The following is a 19,703-nucleotide window of genomic DNA, read 5'->3' on the forward strand; positions in this document are numbered from 1 at the left end:
GCGTCTTCGCTTGCACCGCTGTCGCAACAGGCAGTACGGAGCGATCGAGAAACCCAACCACTCGCGATCCAATATGCTGCCGGATCCTCACTCGTCTCGATGGATCTCGATGGCGGATTTCTACCAGTCAGCATCGATTTCAGTTCTGGGTGGCGCACTCACGTTGCTCCCCATGAAGTGAGCGACGAGTTGATGTCGGCATACAGGGCGGCAGCATCCATGCGCCTGGATCGGTTGTACTCTACTGGCCGTTTACCTTCCCCACAAGAAATTTCAGAGACGGCGGTTCCGGACCGGCGGAAGATACTTATGGTGCTGCTGGAGACCGAAACCTGGGAGCAGTTCAGTGAAACGTCCAGCAGGATGCTAAGAGACGCTGAATATCAGGTGTACGGTAGGGCGGAAACTTCTGACAGATATTTCGCTGAAGTGGTTGCCGATCGAACCTACCTACGGTCTATCAAGATTTCGTCGTCCTGGCCCGGGTCCACTGACCCTCATCAACTCTCCGACGAAATTTTGCGGTGCGCGCAGCAAATCCGCTCGTTGCGCCCGACATTCGAAGCTCGGCGGGACTACTCACGATACACCGAAGCAGATCTCGAGTACCACTTGGATCGCCACAGAGAACGACTTCTGGACGAGAGGCCGATATGACATCCGACAAGGTAACTGTCTCACTGAATCTGATGCAGCATGCTGTGAACAAATGGAATGAGGCTGCCGATCATCTGAACCGCGCGGCTATGAGAACCTTCGCCGTCGACATTCCCGAGGGAAAAGCCGGCGCGTTCGCCCTCACCCTGGAAAAGTACAGACCCGCCCCGAGCTACTTCCTCGGCAGAATGCTTGAAGGAAAGACCGTGTTCGAGGACATAGCCTCGGTACTCAAACAGGCACACGATACATATGAGGCAGAGGATATCGCTGGCGCGCATGCCATCCAAAGCAAAGCCGGTGAACTGTGACTACTACCCGCGAGGAGTTGATCAGACAGATAGAGGCCATTCGGTCGAGTAAGAACGACATCGGCAACCTGCCCCAAAAAGTACAGGACTGGCATGGGGATTTGGTCAAGCTGATCCGCGCGGAGGGGTACACCGGCGGATTGGTCACCGGTGGCGTGTTCACGACCGAAATGCAAGTAGATTTGGTATGGGCGAACCGCGATCAGATCAATAAGGCACTGGGTGAAACCTGGGACAAGCTTGCTGAAATGGAACCCGGACTCGAAGTCCCGGTTACTTTTATCGACTATGCGAACGAATGGCGCAATATAAGGAACGATATCTTCAATGCAAGCAATGCATTCTCGGAAACAGACCTCACAGGCGAATGGGAAGGCGATGCCGCCAACCGATACAGGGAACTGCGCATGCGACAGAAGCTCGCCCTGGACACCATGCCGCAAGTATGCGAGACAATAGCGACAAGCCTTGAGAGAATTGCCCAGAACGAGCTCGCCCTCTACACTGATCTCGCGACCAAATCAAAGGATCTGGTAACGAAAGTTCTGACTGTCGTTACAAGTCTAATCAAGTCCTTCTTCAATTTCCCTCTCGGTCCCATATCAGCCTCAACCGACCTGGTGGCGGCAGTGGATGCATCGAAGACCTTCATCCTTGGAGCTGCTACGTCCATTGCAACAAACGCTCAGACAAATATGATCGAAGGCAACAAGATTACACAGAATATATCGGCCCAAGCTGGCCTCCCTGAAAACAAATGGCCTCCGGGAGTCGTCGCAAGTTACGGCGAGGGTATCAATGGGCTTCGTATCGCACTCGGCGATGCATCGGTGAATGATGGCGACAAATCAGATTGGAAGCTCCAGCTGTGATCGGAATCTTTCGGTTTATGACGGTGGCCGTAGTTGCTGCAGCACTGACAGCCGGATGCGCCACGTCGCCTTCGCCTTCGCCACCATCTCCAGAGCAGCCGGCCGCTGTAACCCAGGGCGCCTTGTGCGATTCGCTGCTCACTTTCTTTGGCAACCAACTCGGCGCAGTTGACTTGACCGCGGTGCCGCTCTTCAATCGTGAAGAAACGATTTCACCCGGCGGGATTTGCACAGTCATCAACAGCACGAGCCAGAGGGCGAATGGCAGGGTATCGTTACGGAATGCACCGAACGCCCCGGACCCGACTGAAGGTGTCGTAGGATTTAGAAAAACGACCGGACTGAATGATCCAGTTTGGGTTCAGGATATGCGCACCGACACTAGAAATCCCGGTATCGAAGTCGTTTTGGCAACCCGGATCGGAGAGTGGAATGGACAATTCAGGATCACCGAATCCGAAACCCGAACCGCAACTGGCATCCTGCATCTAACGGATGAGGACATTAATAGGGCTGCCTATTTTCTCGTCGAGCTGACCAGAAAGGTTTCAAAGGCTTAGCGGTCAGCTCCGCGGGTGGAAGCTGCCGACGCGGCCAAACCTGTTGCCTGAGGTGAGTTCGTTCGAAGAAGGTGTTTCAGTGGGGTATTCACATTCCATCAACAATCGGTGGCCGCGCAGCTCTTCCGACGACTTCAACACCAACTCTCCCAGCTCCGAATGGCAGGCGACGTGATCTTCCGAAAGCTGCTTGCGATTTCGGCTCTGGGTGTGCTGCTTTCGGCCTGCGATTTGTTTTCGCACACTCATCCCGACAAGTATGAGATACCGACGAGCAGCCACACAATTCAGGAGTTGTGCGACTCTGCGAAACAGTTCTTCGTCACTCGAGCTGGTGCCGAAAATCTGCAGGTCAGCGCCGGCGCTGGCGGAAAATCGCTGACCGATAAGATCGGCACCGGCAATGGGTGTGTCTATGAGAAGGCAGACGGGTCCGCGTGGCCGTCTGCCCTCGGATACGTATCCCTGTTTCGCGTCACCGTCAGCGGTAACACCCTGTCCACACCTCCCGCGTCGACAGATAACTACCCGACCAAGGTTCTGACCGTGAACGGCGCGAGCGTCAAGGTCGCGACCGAGCCACTGCCCAAGGGGGGCGACCACGCCACCACACTGCTCGACGTCGACCTCACCACCACGGTCGACGGCTGGAAGGGCGAACTCCAGTTCCGAGCCACCGAAGCCCAAACGACGCGAGATGACCAACTGACCCGAGAAGGCGCGCAGGTGCTCATCGACACGATCCGCGCTCTCAGGGGTTGACGGCAGGCCCTCCGTCAGCGGACCGCGACCGACGGCAGTGTGCGGCCGGTCTCGCTGTGCTCCAATGGGTTGTCGTTTATCGCCGCCGAAGCATCGCGTGATGGATGTAGTACTTGTCGACCTGGCGGGTGAAGACGCTCACCAGTTCCCAGCCGAAGTACGTGTCCAGCCATTCGATACAGGAAGCCAGTATCGACAAATTTCCGTCGTGGTTGGCTTTCAGCAGGCCCGCATCCCAGGCGAGACCTCGCCGGGGTTGCGCGTAGATGACCAGGTACTTGCGCCGGTAGGTGCGCATGTCGACGGTTCCGTTCAGGACTGCCCTGGCGTCGAGTACCGTTCCCGGGCCCGCAGGGAGCAGCGGGGGCTGACCGTTCACGCTTCCGTTCCCACTCGCGCGGGTCGGGAGGCACGACCGAACCGCGCATCGGTGGCAGGCCGACGGAGGACGACCGGCCCCACAGTGATTCCCGCACCGGTTCTCCCGATCAATGAATCCCCCTCGGACGCAGCGCACTCGGACAGCACGACCGGGTCCACGATACCGCTTTCCCGCTGGTGCCGACGGGCTCCAGCCGCCGAGGCGTCGCCCGAGCTGCCATCACATCCGTATGTGTCGCCGGACCCGGTGACGGCGTCGGAAGGTCGCCGTCACCGGGTCCGGTCAGAAGAGCCCGTCACCAGGGTGCGATGGTCCGGCGGGCTACGTGCCGGGCGACGGTGGGATTCTCGAGATCCAAATGCCGGCTGGGCACCAGCAGATAGACGCTCGCGGCCGCGTCGGCTACGGCGCCATGCTGGTGCGCCTGGTGACCCGTCTCGACCCTCGCGCCCTCACCGTGCCCACCCTGGTGATCGCCGGACGTACCGACCGCATCGCGCCGGCGCATCGCTCTCGCCTCCTCGCCGAGAAGCTGCCGCGGCTGGTGGACCTGCGGACGAGGTGGCGGCGTTGCCGGCGTATCTTTTCCGGCCGCGGCCGAGGCCGTGTGACCCCGCGAGAACACCGCTGGGAGGCGTTCACACAGAATGGATTCGAAAACAGACAAAAACGGAGTGGCTGACTTATTGCCGAGGTAGCGGCGGTGAGCGCTAATGGAAAGAGCCGGGCCACTGAGTGAGTCGGGGCGCCCTCCCCCCGGCGTAGAGAAAACAATCTCCACGAAACCAGGAGGCATCGCCGTGCCCACAATCACTTCGATCACACCCACCTCGGGCCCCACCACGGGAGGCACCAGCGTCACGATCGCGGGCACCGGGTTCACCGGTCCGCTGACCGTGCGGTTCGGCTCCACCGCAACGACTTTCACCATCGACTCCGCCATACAGATCACGGCCGTCGCTCCCGCGGGGTCGGCCGGCGCGGTACAGGTGACGGTCAGCGATTCGGGCGGGACCAGCAACGGTGCCACCTACACCTATCTCGCCGTCCCGGCTTTGACCTCCATCGCCCCCGGCCAGGGGTCAACCGCCGGCGGGACGTCGGTCACACTCACCGGGTCCGGACTGACCGGTGCCACCGCCGTCACTTTCGGCACCACACCGGCGACTTCGTTCACCGTCGACTCGGATACGCAGATCACGGCCGTCGCCCCGGCGGGCACGGGCATCGTGTCGGTCACCGTCACCGCTCCAGGCGGCACCAGCAACGGGGTCACCTTCATCTATGTCGTGGTGCCCACCATCACGGCGGTCTCCCCTGCTTCGGGTCCCGCATCGGGCGGCAACAACGTCACGATCTCCGGCACCGGGTTCACCGGCCCGCTGACCGTCCGGTTCGGCAGTACCGCCACGACCTTCACCGTCGACTCCGCGTTGCAGATCACCGCCATCGCTCCCGGAGGTGCGACCGGATCCGTGCAGGTCACCGTCACCGGCTCGGGTGGCACCAGCAACGGCGTCACCTACACCTACGTCTGATCGAGACAACCCACGGGCCGTCGCCGGGAATCCGGCGGCGGCCCGATCGCGTTGAGCGCCTGATTCACTGCGAGCTTCTCGCAGTCCCTCTCGAGCAGACCGTCCGCAACAGCAGGGTCCTTCCTTCACACCGGCGACCGACAGCGGCCACCTGCCCGGAAGCCCACGCGCCGTGGAACGGCTCGGCACCGATAGTGACTGCGCGCGACTGGATTCCGTCCGCAGGAGGGACGGTCGGCTGCCAAGGCGACAGTCCCAGCCTGCCATGTCGGCGAGAACAACTCCGGGGCAAGGCCCGACGATCCGTTCCCGGCGCTGGTCAACACGTGGCAACAATCTGGAAAACGGACAAAAACGGATCATCCTACACGTTGCCGACGCGCTGTTCCTGGGGCATAACGGAGTTAACCGATCCAACACCAGCTTCGGGCACCCCCCGCTTTGGAGGAACCAGCAAACAGAGAGGCAGCGCCATGCCTACATTCCTCTCCCCGTCTTCGGGACGGCACGCGCGGGCTTCTCGTGTCACGGTGGCGACCGGCATTCGAGTGGACAGCATCGCGGTGGTGCGGGCGACAGCATCGCATCACGAACCGTCCTCCACCGCACACGGGTTCAACTAGGTCCCGCTCGGGGTGGATTCCACGACACCGACACGGTCCGAACTCGCGACCGTGTCCCAACGGACCCCGACGCCTGGGTGCGGCGCACAGTTCTCCAGTCATCGGGCTTCCAGACCGGCCGGCGGCACCCCGATGCCGCATCAAGAAAGAAAGGAAAGAACCGATGAACAAAGTAATCACGTTCCTGCACAGTGAGCCCGTCCGCGCATTGTTGTACCCACTGCTGGTCGCGCTGATCGGGTACGGAGTCGCCAAGGGCGTTGTCTCGTCCGACCTCTCCGGATTCGTCCTCGCCATCATCGCGGCGGCGCTGGGCCTGCCCGCGGTCGAGTCGGCACGCCACCGGGTCAGCCCGGCGCCACCGGACAGCGGTGAGCCAGCATGAAAGCGACCAAGGAGAAGACCCGCCACGACCCCTTCGAGGTGGTGCTGTGCGCTGTCTTCGGCGCCTCGATGCTCTTGCAGTGCGTCTACGGGCCGCCACCTGATTCGGCGACCGCGGCCATGCCGTCGGGGCTCCGGACACTGTGGCTGGTTCTCATGCTGATCGGCTGCGCCACGACGCTGGTCGGTTTGTTCGCCCGGCACGTCTGGGGGTATCTGATCGAGCAGGTCGGTCTCGGGGCGCTCGGCTGGTCCCTGGTGGCCTTCGGTGCGCAGCTGCTGCTGTTGCAGCTCGAGAACCGAAGCCTCGGCACGGCCACGTTTCTCGGCGGTCCGCTGCCGATCGCGCTGGGCGTCGCGTTCCTGTGGAAGCGCCGCCAGGTGCTGCAAGACGTGCGGACGTTGCACGCGGTGAAGGTGAGGGAGGTGTCATGAACCTGGTACAGCAGTCGCCGCTCTTCGCCGCGCTGGTGCTCATCGCCAGCTCATCGGCGCTGTCGGCGGCGGTGACGGCGTGGTTCAAGCGCGGCGACGTCGACGCCAACATGACCAAGACGAAGGCCGACGCGGCGAAAGTCCTCAGCGACCTGGCCATTTCGCAGACACAGCAGATGTCCGAGCAGATGGGCGAGTTCCGCATGGCGCTGCGGGCACACCGGGAGTGGGATCGGAAGATGGTGAGCCGGGTGCGGCAGGCGGGCATCGAATTCGACGATCCGCCCGAACTGTTCCTGTGACGCGGACAGGAGCTCGACGAGCGGGACACCGCGAGGCCATTTTCCAGTGGTCGCCGAATGTTCGCGGCTCTCCGCGCTCCGGCCACCCGCTTCGCGTCGGCAAATAATCGGCGGCGTCGCGACGCCGCCGAAAACTTCGCTGCCGCAACGTGTGCCAAGTAGTTCACTTCGCAAACAGACACGCCGGCACCTATCCGAAAACGGACCAAAACGGATTCCAGACATGTTGCCAGCCCCCGTATCTCGGAGTGAGATGGAAACCAGCCGGGCCATGGAATTGTCGGCGCCCCCCGGTGACAGAGGAACAAACACCACGGCAACAAGGAGGCAGCGCCATGCCTACCATCACCTCTCTGTCCCCGACATCGGGACCGACCACCGGTGGTACGAGCGTCACGATCACGGGCACCGGATTCGGCGGTCCCACCACCGTACGATTCGGCAGTACCGCAACCACGTTCACGCTCGATTCCGCCACCCAGATCACTGCGGTCGCCCCCGCCGGTTCGGTCGGCACCGTGCAGGTCACCGTCACCAACTCGGGCGGGACCAGCAACGGGCTCCCCTACACCTATGTCGCCGTTCCCGCGTTGAACAGCATCACTCCCAATCAGGGGTCGACCGCGGGCGGAACGACCGTCACTCTGAACGGATCCGGCTTCACCGGCGCCACCGCGGTCACGTTCGGCAGCACACCGGCTACGTCCTTCACGGTCGTCTCCGACACGCAGATCACGGCCGTCACCCCGGCCGGAACGGGGATCGTCCCGGTCACCGTGACCGGTCCCGGCGGCACCAGCGGCGCGGTCCCCTACACCTATGTCGTGGTCCCCACGATCACGTCCATCTCGCCGACTTCCGGTCCCACCGCGGGCGGTAACAGCGTCATCATCACCGGTACCGGGTTCACCGGCCCGCTGACGGTGCGATTCGGCAGCACCGCGACGCTTTTCACAATCAACTCCCCGACTCAGATCACGGCCGTCGCACCCGCCGGGACCGGCACCGTGCAGGTCACCGTCACCGGATCGGGTGGAACCAGCAACGGAGTCGCCTACACCTACGCCGCGGTGCCCACGCTGACGAGCATCGCCCCCAGCGCCGGGCCGGTGACCGGCGGGACGACGGTGGTTCTCACCGGAACCAACCTGACCGGAGCCACAGCGGTCACCTTCGGTGCCACACCGGCGACCTCGTTCACCGTCAACTCCGCCACCCAGATCACCGCCGTCGCACCGGCCGGAACCGGAACGGTATCAGTCAAGGTCACCACACCGGGTGGAATCAGTAACGGCGTCGCCTACACCTACGTCGCGGTGCCCACCCTCACCACGGTGGTCCCGAACACCGGACCGGCCGCGGGCGGAACAACGGTGATACTCACCGGAACCAACCTGACCGGAGCCACAGCGGTCACCTTCGGTGCCACACCGGCGACCTCGTTCACGGTCAACTCCGCGACCCAGATCACCGCCGTCGCACCCGCCGGAACCGGAACAGTGTCGGTCACCGTCACCACTGCGGGCGGGACAAGCAACGGAGTCGCCTACACCTACATCGCCGTTCCCGCCCTCACAGCGGCAGTGCCGAACGTGGGTCCGGTGTCGGGCGGAACGACGGTCGTTCTCACGGGAACGGGACTGACCGGAGCCACAGCGGTCAGCTTCGGTGGCACACCGGCGACTTCGTTCACCGTCAATTCCGCCACCCAGATCACCGCCGTCGCACCCGCCGGAACCGGAACCGTATCGGTCACCGCCACCACACCCGGTGGAACCAGCAACGGAGTCGCCTACACCTACGTCGCGGTGCCCACCCTCACCACGGTGGTCCCGAATGTCGGACCGGTGTCCGGCGGAACAACCGTCGTTCTCACGGGAACCGGACTGACCGGAGCCACAGCGGTCACCTTCGGTGGCACACCGGCGACCTCGTTCACCGTCAACTCCGCCACCCAGATCACCGCCGTCGCACCCGCCGGAACCGGAACCGTATCGGTCACCGCCACCACACCCGGTGGAACCAGCAACGGAGTCGCCTACACTTACGTCGCGGTCCCGACCCTCACCGCGGTGGTCCCGAATTCGGGTGTGGCAGCTGGTGGGACGACGGTCGTCATCACCGGCACCGGGTTGTCGACAGCTACTGCGGTCACCTTCGGTGGCACACCGGCGACCTCGTTCACGGTCAACTCCAATACGCAGATCACCGCCGTCGCACCCGCCGGAACCGGAACCGTATCGGTCACCGTCACCACAGCGGGCGGAACCAGCAACGGCCTGCCCTACACCTACATTCCGGTTCCCACTCTCACCACGGTGGTCCCGAATATCGGGCCTGCCGCGGGCGGAACAACAGTCGTCATCACGGGAACCGGGCTGACCGGTACCACCGGGGTGGACTTCGGCGGTGCACCGGCGACCTCGTTCACGGTCGACTCCAATACGCAGATCACCGCCGTCGCACCCGCCGGAACCGGTACAGTGCAGGTCACCGCCACCACATCCGGCGGAACCAGCAACGGCCTTCCATACACCTACATCGCAGTTCCCACGCTGACGGCAGCTGTCCCGAATGTGGGCGTGGAAGCGGGCGGTACGATCGTCGTTCTCACCGGCACAGGGCTGACCGGAGCCACAGCGGTCGACTTCGGTGCCACACCGGCGACCTCGTTCACCGTCGACTCCGCCACCCAGATCACCGCCGTCGCACCCGCCGGAACCGGAACGGTGCAACTCACCGTCACCACAGCGGGCGGAACCAGCAATGGCGTGGCCTACACCTACATTCCGCTCCCCACCCTCACCACGGTGCTGCCGAATGTGGGATTGGAAGCCGGTGGGACGATCGTCGTCCTGACCGGGACGGGGCTCTCCACCGCCACCGCGGTCACCTTCGGCGGCACACCGGCCACCTCGTTCACAGTGCTCTCCGATACGCAGATCACCGCGGTCGCGCCCGCGGGGACCGGCACCGTACAGGTCACCGTCACCACCGCAGGAGGTACCAGCAACGGAATCGCCTACACCTACCTCGGGGTTCCCACATTGATCACGGCGCTGCCGAACGTGGGGTCGGTGGCGGGCGGGACGACGGTCGTCATCGCCGGAACGAACCTGCTCGGAGCCACCTCGGTGGACTTCGGCGGCACACCGGCGGCGTCGTTCACCGTCGACTCCGCGCTCCAGATCACGGCGGTCACACCCGCCGGAACGGGCACCGTACAACTCACCGTCACCACTGCAGGAGGAACCAGTAATGGTCTTGCGTTCACCTACATCTGACGGCTGAAGCGGCTGGGCCGTCGGCAGGCTGTTGCCGGCGGCCCAGCTTCGTCGCGGTCGAGCGACTACGACACGAGTCTCCGCCACCGTGGACGGAGGCTGCAGGGGTTAAGGGGGTTTCGTTGGCGACCGTACTCAAGATGCTGCTGGCGGAGCGGCATCTCAAGAGTCATCACGATTTTCTGGCCGCGTACGACCGGTGCGCGGCGCGGCTCGATCCGCCCATCCCGCCTGGGCACGGGCCGGCGAAGGCGCAGTATTACCAGTGGTTGTCCGGGCGCATGATCGGGCTGCCGCGCGACTATCACTGCCGAGTGCTGGAGCGGATGTTCCCGGGCTGGACCGTTGAGGGATTGTTCCAGATGGCCAACTCCGCACCCGTCGACATCCCTTCGCACGAGACGGGATTCTCCGGCGTCGAGGCCTCACTCGAGGCTTTCCTCGGCGCCGAGATGATCACCGACGGAACGACGCTGGTGTACTCGGCATTCGAGTTGGCACGGCCCGCCGCGCAAGCACTTCGAGCGGCGGGCATCGGCCAGCAGCGTGTGTTTCAGAAGCATGGCGGCGCGTTCGGGAACCGATACGTCGACCTCCCGTCGGTGGTGGCGGAGAACGATCTGCGGGGATTGCTGTATGTGCTTTCCTTCCTGCAACGCCACACCAGCATCCCGGTCGACGTCCGCAGCGACCGCGATCTCGTCGCGCGCCGCGACCGCCCGTGCATCAGCTTCGGGCTGACCGGCAACGACTGCCTGCGGTTGTATCTGGACACCGTCGAGCGTCCGCTGTTCACCGTGCGCGACAGCGTCGCCGAGGACGGTTTCCGTTCCGTGCAGCTGCGACTGGCCGACGGAAGCGGGTACGACTCCGACGACGACCGCAACATCGGCGTCGTCGCCCGGGTACGCCCGAGCCCCGATCGGCATCCCGGCCGCTACTGGATGCATTGCGGCGGTTTGGGTCCACGGGGCACCGCCGGAGCGGGGTGGTATCTGGCCCACTCGTGGGGGGCTCTGCAACAGCGTGCCGGTGATCACGACTTCGTCGCCGTCATCGGTGTCGACCAGTACTCCGACCACACGGTCAGCTTGGAGCATCTGCTGATCGGGCCGGCCTCCGGTGAATGACAGTGTGGGCGGCGATGCGTCAGTATCCGGGTGGCAGCGCCGCCAGCATGTCCCGTGTCACCGCGACGGCGTTGTCGGAACTGCCCCCTTCGACCAGCAGCGTCGCGAAAGCGATGTCGCCACGGAAGCCGACGAACCAGGAGTGCGACCCGCCGTCCACTTCGGCTTCGCCGGTCTTGCCGTAGACCTCGCCCTGATCGGCGATCCGCTCGGCCGTACCGCCCAGGACCACCTTGCGCATCATCGTGCGCAATCCCTCGATGACGTCGGGAGCGAGGGGCGGACGGTCGCCATCGACCTGGGTGGGCCGCCCCGCGATCAGGTACGGCACGGGCACCGAGCCGTGCGCGACGGTCGCTGCCATGAGCGCCATGCCGAACGGGCTGACCACCACTTTGCCCTGACCGATGCCGTCCTCGGTGCGCTGGATCAGGTCGTCCGAGGCGGGCACCGAACCGGTGGTCGTCGGCAGCCCCACCACCGTATACGTGGGTCCCACACCGAGCTTCGCGGCGGCCTCGTGCAACGCGGGACCGGGCAGATCACTGGCGAGTTTGGCGAACGAGGTGTTGCAGGACCGCTCGTAGGCCGTGGACATCGGCACATTGCCGACGGTGAACAGGTTGTAGTTGGGGATGGTCCGCTCCCCGATCACGATTCGGCTGGGGCACGGCAGCACCGTGTCCGGGGTCACGAGGCCGTTCGACATGGCCGCGGCGGCGGTCACCGTCTTGAACACCGAGCCGGGCGGATACTGGCCGATCGTCGCGAGGGGACCATCTCGATCGGCGGCCTTGTTCTGCGCGACCGCCAGGATCGCGCCGGTGGACGGGCGCACCACCACCATCATGGTCTGCTCGGTACGCGCCTGCACGGCACGCTGTGCGGCGTTCTGCACGTTGCGGTCGACGCTGAGCGAGAACGACGGCGCGGGTTGCGAGGGCACCTCCATCAGGACATCGGTGTCGGCGCCGTTGGCGTTCAAGGTGACCACGCTCCACCCCGCTTTGCCGTCCACTTCCGCGATCACCGTTTTACGCACCTGGGTGAGCAGATCGGGCGCGAACTCCCGATCGGTGGCGACCAGATCCCACTGCTGGGTCAACGTGACGCCGGGCAACCCGATCAGATCGGTGGTCACCTCAGCGGATTCGAGATCGTTGAGCAGCGCGACCGTGTAGGCGCCGTGCGCGGCCTCGGCCGCGTCGAGAATCGACTGCGGCGTCAGCGACTTGTCGAAACGGTACAGCGCGGCGGAGAGCGCGGTGGCCACACTTTTCGGATCGGCGGCGTCGGCCGCCACGAACGCGACCCGGGACACCTTGCCGGGCACCATGATGTCGCTGCCGGACTGCTCGTTCACGCGCGCCCGCGGCGGCGGCTCGGATCGCAACGCCATGGTCTGGGTGTCACCGAGTTTGGGATGGATGTCGGAAGAGGTCCAGCGGACCATCCAGCGCCCGTTGCTGCGTCCCATCTGCAACTGGCCCGAGTACTTCCAGGTCCGGTTCTTCGGTAGCCGCCACTCGTAGGTGTAGTCGACGGTCGCGGTGTCACCGGTCACGCGCGCCGCGCCGGTGCGCGCCGTGAGCTGTTCGGCCTGGAGTTGATTCCAAGCGGAACGCAATGCTGCGTCTGCCTTTTCCGGCAGGTTCGTAAGGTCGGCGGCGGCGCTGACCCGGTGCTCGGCGAACGCTTTGACGAACGCGTCCGCGACGGGAACCGGCCCCTGCGGCTTGCTCGCACAACCGGCGGCCGCCACCGTGAGGGCTGCGACGGCGACCGAGAGAAGCATCCGAGTGGACATCGGCACCGATGGTAATAGTCACTGATGGGCAAACGCCTGCGGCACTCCGGGATTCGCCGCGGAGTCGGCCACGCTCAGTCGACCAGCACGGTGGCGAAAGTCGCGATCTGCCGGAACCCGACGCGGCTGTAGGCGCGGCGAGCGATCGCGTTGTAGTCGTTCACGTACAGGCTGGCAGTGCGGCCGGAGGCGACCACGGCGTTCGCGACCGCCGCGGTACCCGCGGTGCCATGCCCCTTCCCCCGATGATCCGGGTGCACCCAGACGCCTTGGATCTGGCCCGTGCGCCGGGACAGCGAGCCGACCTCCGCTTTGAAGACCACTTCCCCGTCCTCGAAACGAGCCCAGGCGCGGCCGGATTCGATCAAGCTCTGGATGCGGCGGCGATAGCCGCGTCCGCCGTCACCCGCGCGCGGATCGACGCCGACCTCCTCGATGAACATGGCGATCGCGGCCGAGAGGTAGCGGTCGAGCTCGTCGCGACGCACCCGGCGTACCTCCGCGTCGGGCGTCGCCACTGGTGGCTGGGCCAGTGCCAGCAGCGGTTGTTCCCCGCGTAGCTCACGTTCCGGACCCCAGTGCCCGGTCAACATCTCCCACAGCGGCAACGCCAGTTCCCTGCGCCCGACCACCGAGGAACAGACGCGGGGCCAGCGCATAGCGCGGTCGGCGAACGCGCGCAGTGCGCCACGATCCCCCAGCAACGGCACCAGGTTCGCACCCGAGAAACACAGCGATTCCGACGGGCCGCCCCTGCTCCACAGCTCCCCTTGGCCGCACCGGTTGTCCAAACCGAACTCTTGCAGGCGGGCCGCGACCATGCACGAGGCGACCGGATCCGCATCCAGCACACGTAGCACCTGAGCAAGATCCCGATTAGCGAGCTGCCGCGCAGGGGCGTATTTGGCCCGTCGCGCCGGCTCCAGCAGACTCCGCACGATGACAGCCTGCCACGAACCGGCGCTATGCGGTATGACTAAGCCGAAAGCGCTGGTTAGGCGCGTCCTCAGCCGACGGTGACGACCGGTTCGCCCGCGCCCGAGTCCTCGCCCATCTCCTCGGCGATGCGCATCGCCTCTTCGATCAGCGTCTCGACGATCTGCGCCTCGGGAACGGTCTTGATGACCTCGCCCTTGACGAAGATCTGGCCCTTGCCGTTGCCGGAGGCCACACCCAGGTCGGCCTCGCGCGCCTCACCGGGCCCGTTCACGACGCAGCCCATGACGGCCACTCGCAGCGGCACCGCCATGCCCTCCAGGCCCGCGGTGACCTCGTTGGCCAGCGTGTACACGTCGACCTGCGCGCGCCCGCAGGAGGGGCACGACACGATCTCGAGCTTGCGCGGGCGCAGGTTCAGCGATTGCAGGATCTGCCCGCCGACCTTGACCTCCTCGGCGGGCGGCGCGGACAGCGAGACGCGGATCGTGTCGCCGATGCCCTCCGCCAGCAGCGCGCCGAACGCGACCGCCGACTTGATCGTGCCCTGGAACGCAGGGCCCGCCTCGGTGACGCCGAGGTGCAGCGGGTAGTCGCACTGCGCGGCCAGCTGCCGGTAGGCCTCCACCATGATCACCGGGTCGTTGTGCTTGACCGAGATCTTGATGTCACCGAACCCGTGCTCCTCGAACAGGCTCGCCTCCCACAGCGCCGACTCCACCAGCGCCTCCGGCGTGGCCTTGCCGTACTTCTCCATCATCCGCTTGTCCAGCGAACCGGCGTTCACGCCGATGCGGATCGGGATGCCCGCCGCACCCGCGGCCTTGGCGACCTCCTTGACCCGGCCGTCGAACTCCTTGATGTTGCCGGGGTTGACCCGGACCGCGGCGCACCCGGCGTCGATCGCGGCGAAGATGTAACGGGGCTGGAAGTGGATGTCGGCGATCACCGGGATCTGGGATTTCGCGGCGATCGTGGCCAGCGCGTCCGCGTCCTCCTGACGCGGGCAGGCCACTCGCACGATGTCGCACCCCGACGCGGTCAGCTCCGCGATCTGCTGCAGGGTGGCGTTCACATCGTGCGTCTTGGTCGTGGTCATGGACTGCACCGAGATCGGGTGGTCGCTGCCCACCCCGACCTTGCCCACCATCAGCTGGCGGGTCTTACGCCGTGGAGCGAGCACTGCCGCGGGGGCGGTCGGCATCCCCAATCCGATTGTGCTGGTCACCTTCGGCTGCCTACTTTCGTCGTGTCCGGCCGGTTCGGTGCCGAGTCTAGCCGTGGCGCGCGACGCCCACCCTACGTCGCCGGTCACACCGCCTGATCGGCGGCGCCGGTCAGAACAGCTTGATCGGGTTCACGATGTCGGCGGCCAGGGTGAGCAGCATGTACGCACCGCCGATCACCACGACGACATAGGTCGCCGGCAGCAACTTCAGGTAATTCACCGGCGCACCCGGCGCGAGTCCCTTCCAACCGCGGATGGTGTTGCGGATCTTCTCGTAGATCACCACCGCGATGTGGCCCCCGTCCAGGGGAAGCAACGGCAGCAGGTTGAAGATGCCGAGGAAGAAGTTCAGGCTGGCCAGCACCAGGATGAAGACGTTCCACAGGCCGCGTTCGGCGGTCTCGCCACCGATCTTGCTGGCGCCGTACACGCTGACCGGGGTCTCCGGATCACGCTCGCCTCCGGTGACCGCGTTCCACAGCGCGGAGACCTTCGCGGGCATCTCGGTCAGCGAGTCGACCGTGCGCAGGAACATGTCGCCGGTGAACCCGGCGGCGGCGGGGACAGCGCCCAGCAGGTCGTATTGCACGGGGTCGTAGCGCTCGGGCGCCACGCCGACGGCGCCGACCACGCGGCCCTCGCCACCGCCCTCGGGGTAGCGCACGACCCGCTCCGGGGTCACCGGAATGGTGAGGGTGCTGCCGTCGCGCTCGATGAGGTAGGTGAAGGGGCCGGTCTGCTTCTGGGTCTCGGCCTGGAACTGCCGCCAGGTGTCCACCTTTACGCCGTTCACCTCTTTGACGATGTCACCGCGCCGCAATCCGGCGCGCTGCGCCGGGCCCGTGCCGGTGCAGGACTCGGACGAGCCGTCCGGCTTCCCTTGCGGCACGCAGCTCATGACCCCCAGCGCGGTGGCGGGGGGTTCCTTCAGATTGGGCAGCCCCCAGCCGACAGCGAGCACCACGATCAAGATGAAGCCGAGGACGAAGTTCATCGCGATGCCGCCGGACATCACCACCAGCCGCTTCCAGGTGGCCTGGCGATACATGGCGCGGTCGAGTTCTTCCGGGCGCAATTCGTCGAGCGCCGTCATGCCCGCGATGTCGCAGAAACCGCCGAGCGGAAGCGCCTTGAGTCCGTATTCGGTCTCGCCGCGGCGGAACGAGAAGATCTTCGGCCCGAATCCGATGAAGTACCGCCGCACCTTCATGCCGGTCGCCTGGGCGGTCCACATGTGCCCACATTCGTGCAGCGCGATCGACACCGTGATGCCCAGCGCGAACAGCACGAACCCCAACGCGAACACCATTTGCTCTACAGCCCTCCTGCGTATGCGCAGCTCGAATATCCCGCACGCGCGCGTCCGCTCCTGGCCGCGAGCACTCTGACCACCTTAATGGGACAAAGCTCTGTCCTGTGTGTTCAGTGTGCCAGGACGCCGTCGCTTCGCGCGTCCGATCCGGCGCCGAAGGGCGTCAGCCGCGTACCCGGGCGGCGGCGAACTCCCGCGCCCAGGTGTCCGCGGCGAGGACTTCGTCGAGCGATTCCGGCTCCGCGCGCCACTGCTGGGCCGCCTCCACCGCGGCGGCCACCGTGCCGACGATCTGCGGGAAACGGATGGCGCCGTCCAGGAAAGCCTGCACCGCGACCTCGTTGGCGGCGTTGTAGACCGCGGTGACACTGCCGCCGGCCTCGCCGGCCGCGCGGGCCAGCTCGACCGCGGGGAAGACGTCGTTGTCGACCGGTTCGAACGTCCAGGTGGACGCGGTGCCGAAATCGCAGGCCGCGGCCGCGCCTGGCACCCGGTCGGGCCAGCCGAGCGCCAGCGCGATGGGCAGCTTCATGTCCGGCGGGCTGGCCTGAGCGAGCGTGGAGCCGTCGGTGAAGGTGACCAGCGAGTGCACTATCGACTGCGGGTGCACGGTGACGTCGATGCGGTCGTAGGGCACGCCGAACAGCAGGTGCGTCTCGATCAGCTCGAGTCCCTTGTTCACCAGCGAGGCCGAGTTCAGGGTGTTCATCAAACCCATCGACCAGGTGGGATGCGCTTTGGCCTCGGCGGGCTCGACCGACTCCAGCATCTCGGCGGTCCAGCCGCGAAAGGGGCCGCCGGAGGCGGTCAGCACCAGCCGGTCGACCTCGTCGGCGCGACCGCCGCGCAGGCACTGTGCCAGCGCGGAGTGCTCCGAGTCGACCGGGACGATCTGTCCGGGGACGGCGGCCCGGGTGACCAGGGAGCCGCCCGCGACCAGCGATTCCTTGTTGGCCAGCGCCAGGCGCGTACCGGACTGGAGGGTGGCCAGGGTCGGCTCCAGCCCGAGCGAGCCGACCAGAGCGTTCAGCACGACGTCCGCCTCGGTGCGGCGCACCAGTTCGGTCACCGCACCCGGGCCGCCCAGCCGCAGGTCCAGCCGCTGGGCCGCGGCCGGATCGGCCACGGCCACATTGCGTGTGCCCGTGGCGGCCATCTGGGCGGCGAGCAGCTCGGTGTTGCCGCCGCGCGCGGCGAGTCCGACCACCTCGAAGCGGTCGGGATTGGCGGCGATCACCTCGAGCGCTTGGGTGCCAATGGATCCGGTGCTGCCCAGCAGCAGGACTCTCACGATGTCGGACACGCCTTCATTGTGTCCTACCTGGGGAACGTGTTCGACCGGCGCGGGCCGACTTACAACGACGCACCGTCGTATGTCACGATATGCGGCAGCAGCTCATCGAGTGCGTACCGGAATATCGGTACAAGTAACAGCTAAGGAGCGATCGTGGCCGCCACGGAACTCGAACACGTCGAAACCGAGCGCGTCGTCACTCGCGTGGATCCCGCCGAAGTTCCCTCCGCCGCCTGGGGCTGGAGCGGCGAGTCGCGTCGTACCTTCCGTATCGCGGGCTGGATCGTCGCGCTGATCCTGCTGGCCATGCTGGTCGGCAATCACAAGGGCAAGATCGAGGACATCTTCCTCGTCGGCTTCGCCGTCCTGATCGCGGGCATCCTGATCCGCGACTCGGTGCTCCAGCGCAAGCCGCGCTAGCCGAAAAGTCCTCTCGCACAATTTCATTCGTCCTGTATCGCGGGCTGCGGCCCGGTACCGTGTGCGTCCGAGGTCCGCGTCCCAGCCGGGTCGCGGACCTCGGTTTCTGTTCGCACGACTACTTAGGACGCAATGATCAAGATCTGTTCGGCCGCCCTGCTCGCCGCGAGTGCGTTCGGCTCGCTGCTGTTGTCGCCCGCCGCGCCCGCGTACGCCCAGTCACCGGCGTGCGGCGCGGCCGTCGACGCGATCAACGCCGCCATCGACGAGTCGGGCGGGAATCTGGACCCGACCGTGCAGCAGTCCCTTGCCGCCAAGCTCTCGGCCATCCAGGCCGACGGCGCGGAGAAGGAAGCCATCGCCGCCTACGCCCGCGCTCTGACCGACGACAAGGTCACGAGCATGGACGCCGCGACGGACGAGCTGAACCGAGTCTGCAAGAGCTGATCGCCGGGCGGCGCGGACCCGGGCCGGGTTCGCGCCGTCGCCGGACGGATCGCTAGCGTCCGCGGCGTCGGGCAGGTTTCTTCTTGGCCGGGGCCGAACGACCGACCACCTTCTTGGCCGGGGGCTTCTTCCGCGACTCGTCCTTGTCGGCTCGGGCCTGGCTGCGGGAACTGCGCTCGGAACGGCCACGGACGACGCCGACGAACTCCTCGACCAGATCCGTGGTGCGGCCGGCGGGCCAGGCCAGCGCGACCTCCGTGTCGGGAACGTCGAGCATCGGACGATAGACGAGGTCGCGGCGATGATGCAGGCGAGCGAGCGAGTGCGGCACGATCGCCGCGCCGCCGACCGCCGCGACCAGCTCGAGAGCGCCGCCGATCGCATCGACGTCCGAGGTGTCCTGGAGACGCTCGTCGGCCAGGTCGGCCATGCGCACCTCGTCGAACACCGACAGCGGGTGTTCCTTCTGCACCACCACGACCGGGACCTCGCGGTAGAGCGGGATCGCGCTCATGCCTTCGCGGTCGATCGGCAGCCGGACGAAGCACATGTCCACGCTCCCCGCGCGTAGAGCCGCCTCCTGATCCGCCTGCGCCAGCGCGCTCACCTCCAGCGGGATGTCCGGGAACCGCTCGGCCCAGATCCGGGTCCATTTGGACACCGTGACGCCCGGCACGAAACCCACCCGCAGGGCGGCCGATGCCTCCGGCTCGTGCCGCTGCGCCGCCGACTCGGCGCGCGCGATGATCTCGCGGGCCCGCTCCAGCAATTCGCGGCCGTCGTCGGTGAGCTGGGTCGGTTGCGCGCCGGGCACGAAAAGCTTTGTGCCGAGTTCGTTTTCCAAGTCGATGACGGTATGGCTGAGCTTCTGCCGCGAGATGTGCAGCGACTTCGCCGCGCGCGCGAAGTGCAACTCCTGCGCGACCGCGACGAACCAGCGCAGGCGCACGACATCGATCGACTCCAACGGGCTCATTCGTGGAAGCGTATGCCACCGCGCGGTCGGGCCCCGCCGCGCC

20 protein-coding genes are annotated in these 19,703 nt (G+C 65.8%); 12 read left to right on the forward strand and 8 right to left on the reverse strand.

The window, feature by feature from the left end:
- Positions 1 to 653: 653 nt before the first annotated feature.
- The 4 genes from AB0L97_RS09780 (at position 654) to AB0L97_RS09795 (ending at position 3,162) form a co-directional block, all read left to right on the forward strand.
- Positions 654 to 968, forward strand: coding sequence for a hypothetical protein (locus tag AB0L97_RS09780; RefSeq protein WP_355069971.1), 315 nt, complete (start codon positions 654 to 656; stop codon positions 966 to 968).
- A complete protein-coding gene (locus tag AB0L97_RS09785) occupies positions 965 to 1,840 on the forward strand; it encodes a hypothetical protein (protein WP_364427110.1) in 876 nt (291 codons plus the stop codon). The genes AB0L97_RS09780 and AB0L97_RS09785 overlap by 4 nt, the downstream gene beginning before the upstream one ends.
- A 17-nt stretch (positions 1,841 to 1,857) precedes the next feature.
- Positions 1,858 to 2,400 (forward strand): hypothetical protein, encoded by a 543-nt coding sequence (locus AB0L97_RS09790; RefSeq protein ID WP_364427113.1) that lies wholly within the window; start codon positions 1,858 to 1,860, stop codon positions 2,398 to 2,400.
- A gap of 159 nt (positions 2,401 to 2,559) precedes the next feature.
- On the forward strand, positions 2,560 to 3,162 hold the full coding sequence (locus AB0L97_RS09795; RefSeq protein ID WP_364427116.1) for a hypothetical protein: 603 nt from the start codon (positions 2,560 to 2,562) through the stop codon (positions 3,160 to 3,162).
- Between the two features lie 76 nt (positions 3,163 to 3,238).
- On the opposite strand, the gene AB0L97_RS09800 is transcribed toward AB0L97_RS09795, so the two are convergent.
- Together AB0L97_RS09800 and AB0L97_RS09805 are read right to left on the reverse strand one after the other, a co-directional pair.
- Positions 3,239 to 3,541, reverse strand: a complete 303-nt coding sequence (locus AB0L97_RS09800) for a hypothetical protein (RefSeq protein ID WP_355069963.1) — start codon at positions 3,539 to 3,541, stop codon at positions 3,239 to 3,241.
- 298 nt (positions 3,542 to 3,839) lie between these two features.
- The gene (locus AB0L97_RS09805) at positions 3,840 to 4,052 is read right to left on the reverse strand and encodes a hypothetical protein (RefSeq protein WP_364427120.1); all 213 of its coding nucleotides are present in this window, start codon (positions 4,050 to 4,052) and stop codon (positions 3,840 to 3,842) included.
- 292 nt (positions 4,053 to 4,344) lie between these two features.
- On the opposite strand from AB0L97_RS09805, the gene AB0L97_RS09810 reads away from it, so the two are divergent.
- The 6 genes from AB0L97_RS09810 (at position 4,345) to AB0L97_RS09835 (ending at position 11,240) form a co-directional block, all read left to right on the forward strand.
- Positions 4,345 to 5,082, forward strand: a complete 738-nt coding sequence (locus AB0L97_RS09810; RefSeq protein WP_356961338.1) for an IPT/TIG domain-containing protein — start codon at positions 4,345 to 4,347, stop codon at positions 5,080 to 5,082.
- A 786-nt stretch (positions 5,083 to 5,868) separates the two neighbouring features.
- Entirely contained in the window at positions 5,869 to 6,090 is a 222-nt protein-coding gene (locus tag AB0L97_RS09815; protein WP_355069956.1) for a hypothetical protein, read from the forward strand.
- Positions 6,087 to 6,524: a hypothetical protein gene (locus tag AB0L97_RS09820; protein WP_364427125.1), complete on the forward strand. Its 438-nt coding sequence runs from the start codon at positions 6,087 to 6,089 to the stop codon at positions 6,522 to 6,524. The genes AB0L97_RS09815 and AB0L97_RS09820 overlap by 4 nt, the downstream gene beginning before the upstream one ends.
- Positions 6,521 to 6,826, forward strand: a complete 306-nt coding sequence (locus tag AB0L97_RS09825) for a hypothetical protein (protein ID WP_355069953.1) — start codon at positions 6,521 to 6,523, stop codon at positions 6,824 to 6,826. The genes AB0L97_RS09820 and AB0L97_RS09825 overlap by 4 nt, the downstream gene beginning before the upstream one ends.
- 335 nt (positions 6,827 to 7,161) lie before the next feature.
- On the forward strand, positions 7,162 to 10,110 hold the full coding sequence (locus tag AB0L97_RS09830) for an IPT/TIG domain-containing protein (protein WP_364427129.1): 2,949 nt from the start codon (positions 7,162 to 7,164) through the stop codon (positions 10,108 to 10,110).
- Positions 10,111 to 10,232: 122 nt separating this feature from the next.
- Entirely contained in the window at positions 10,233 to 11,240 is a 1,008-nt protein-coding gene (locus AB0L97_RS09835; protein WP_364427132.1) for a hypothetical protein, read from the forward strand.
- 19 nt (positions 11,241 to 11,259) lie between these two features.
- On the opposite strand, the gene AB0L97_RS09840 is transcribed toward AB0L97_RS09835, so the two are convergent.
- From AB0L97_RS09840 to dxr, 5 genes are all read right to left on the reverse strand, one after another.
- Positions 11,260 to 13,047 carry a penicillin-binding transpeptidase domain-containing protein gene (locus tag AB0L97_RS09840; protein ID WP_364427135.1) on the reverse strand — a complete coding sequence of 596 codons (1,788 nt, stop codon included), beginning with the start codon at positions 13,045 to 13,047 and terminating at the stop codon, positions 11,260 to 11,262.
- A gap of 74 nt (positions 13,048 to 13,121) precedes the next feature.
- Positions 13,122 to 13,985: a GNAT family N-acetyltransferase gene (locus AB0L97_RS09845; RefSeq protein WP_355069946.1), complete on the reverse strand. Its 864-nt coding sequence runs from the start codon at positions 13,983 to 13,985 to the stop codon at positions 13,122 to 13,124.
- 68 nt (positions 13,986 to 14,053) lie between these two features.
- Positions 14,054 to 15,211: a flavodoxin-dependent (E)-4-hydroxy-3-methylbut-2-enyl-diphosphate synthase gene (ispG, locus tag AB0L97_RS09850; protein WP_355069944.1), complete on the reverse strand. Its 1,158-nt coding sequence runs from the start codon at positions 15,209 to 15,211 to the stop codon at positions 14,054 to 14,056.
- 109 nt (positions 15,212 to 15,320) lie between these two features.
- On the reverse strand, positions 15,321 to 16,520 hold the full coding sequence (locus AB0L97_RS09855; RefSeq protein ID WP_355069942.1) for a site-2 protease family protein: 1,200 nt from the start codon (positions 16,518 to 16,520) through the stop codon (positions 15,321 to 15,323).
- A gap of 166 nt (positions 16,521 to 16,686) precedes the next feature.
- The gene (gene dxr / locus AB0L97_RS09860; protein ID WP_364427141.1) at positions 16,687 to 17,826 is read right to left on the reverse strand and encodes a 1-deoxy-D-xylulose-5-phosphate reductoisomerase; all 1,140 of its coding nucleotides are present in this window, start codon (positions 17,824 to 17,826) and stop codon (positions 16,687 to 16,689) included.
- Positions 17,827 to 17,970: 144 nt separating this feature from the next.
- On the opposite strand from dxr, the gene AB0L97_RS09865 reads away from it, so the two are divergent.
- Together AB0L97_RS09865 and AB0L97_RS09870 are read left to right on the forward strand one after the other, a co-directional pair.
- Positions 17,971 to 18,237, forward strand: a complete 267-nt coding sequence (locus AB0L97_RS09865) for a DUF2631 domain-containing protein (RefSeq protein ID WP_355069939.1) — start codon at positions 17,971 to 17,973, stop codon at positions 18,235 to 18,237.
- A 132-nt stretch (positions 18,238 to 18,369) separates the two neighbouring features.
- Positions 18,370 to 18,684, forward strand: coding sequence for a hypothetical protein (locus AB0L97_RS09870; RefSeq protein WP_355069937.1), 315 nt, complete (start codon positions 18,370 to 18,372; stop codon positions 18,682 to 18,684).
- A gap of 52 nt (positions 18,685 to 18,736) precedes the next feature.
- On the opposite strand, the gene AB0L97_RS09875 is transcribed toward AB0L97_RS09870, so the two are convergent.
- Entirely contained in the window at positions 18,737 to 19,660 is a 924-nt protein-coding gene (locus AB0L97_RS09875; protein ID WP_364427146.1) for a LysR substrate-binding domain-containing protein, read from the reverse strand.
- Between the last annotated feature and the right edge of the window lie 43 nt (positions 19,661 to 19,703).

It is taken from the genome of Nocardia sp. NPDC051911 (genome assembly GCF_040681035.1).
Taxonomy (GTDB): Bacteria; Actinomycetota; Actinomycetes; order Mycobacteriales; family Mycobacteriaceae; genus Nocardia; species Nocardia sichangensis.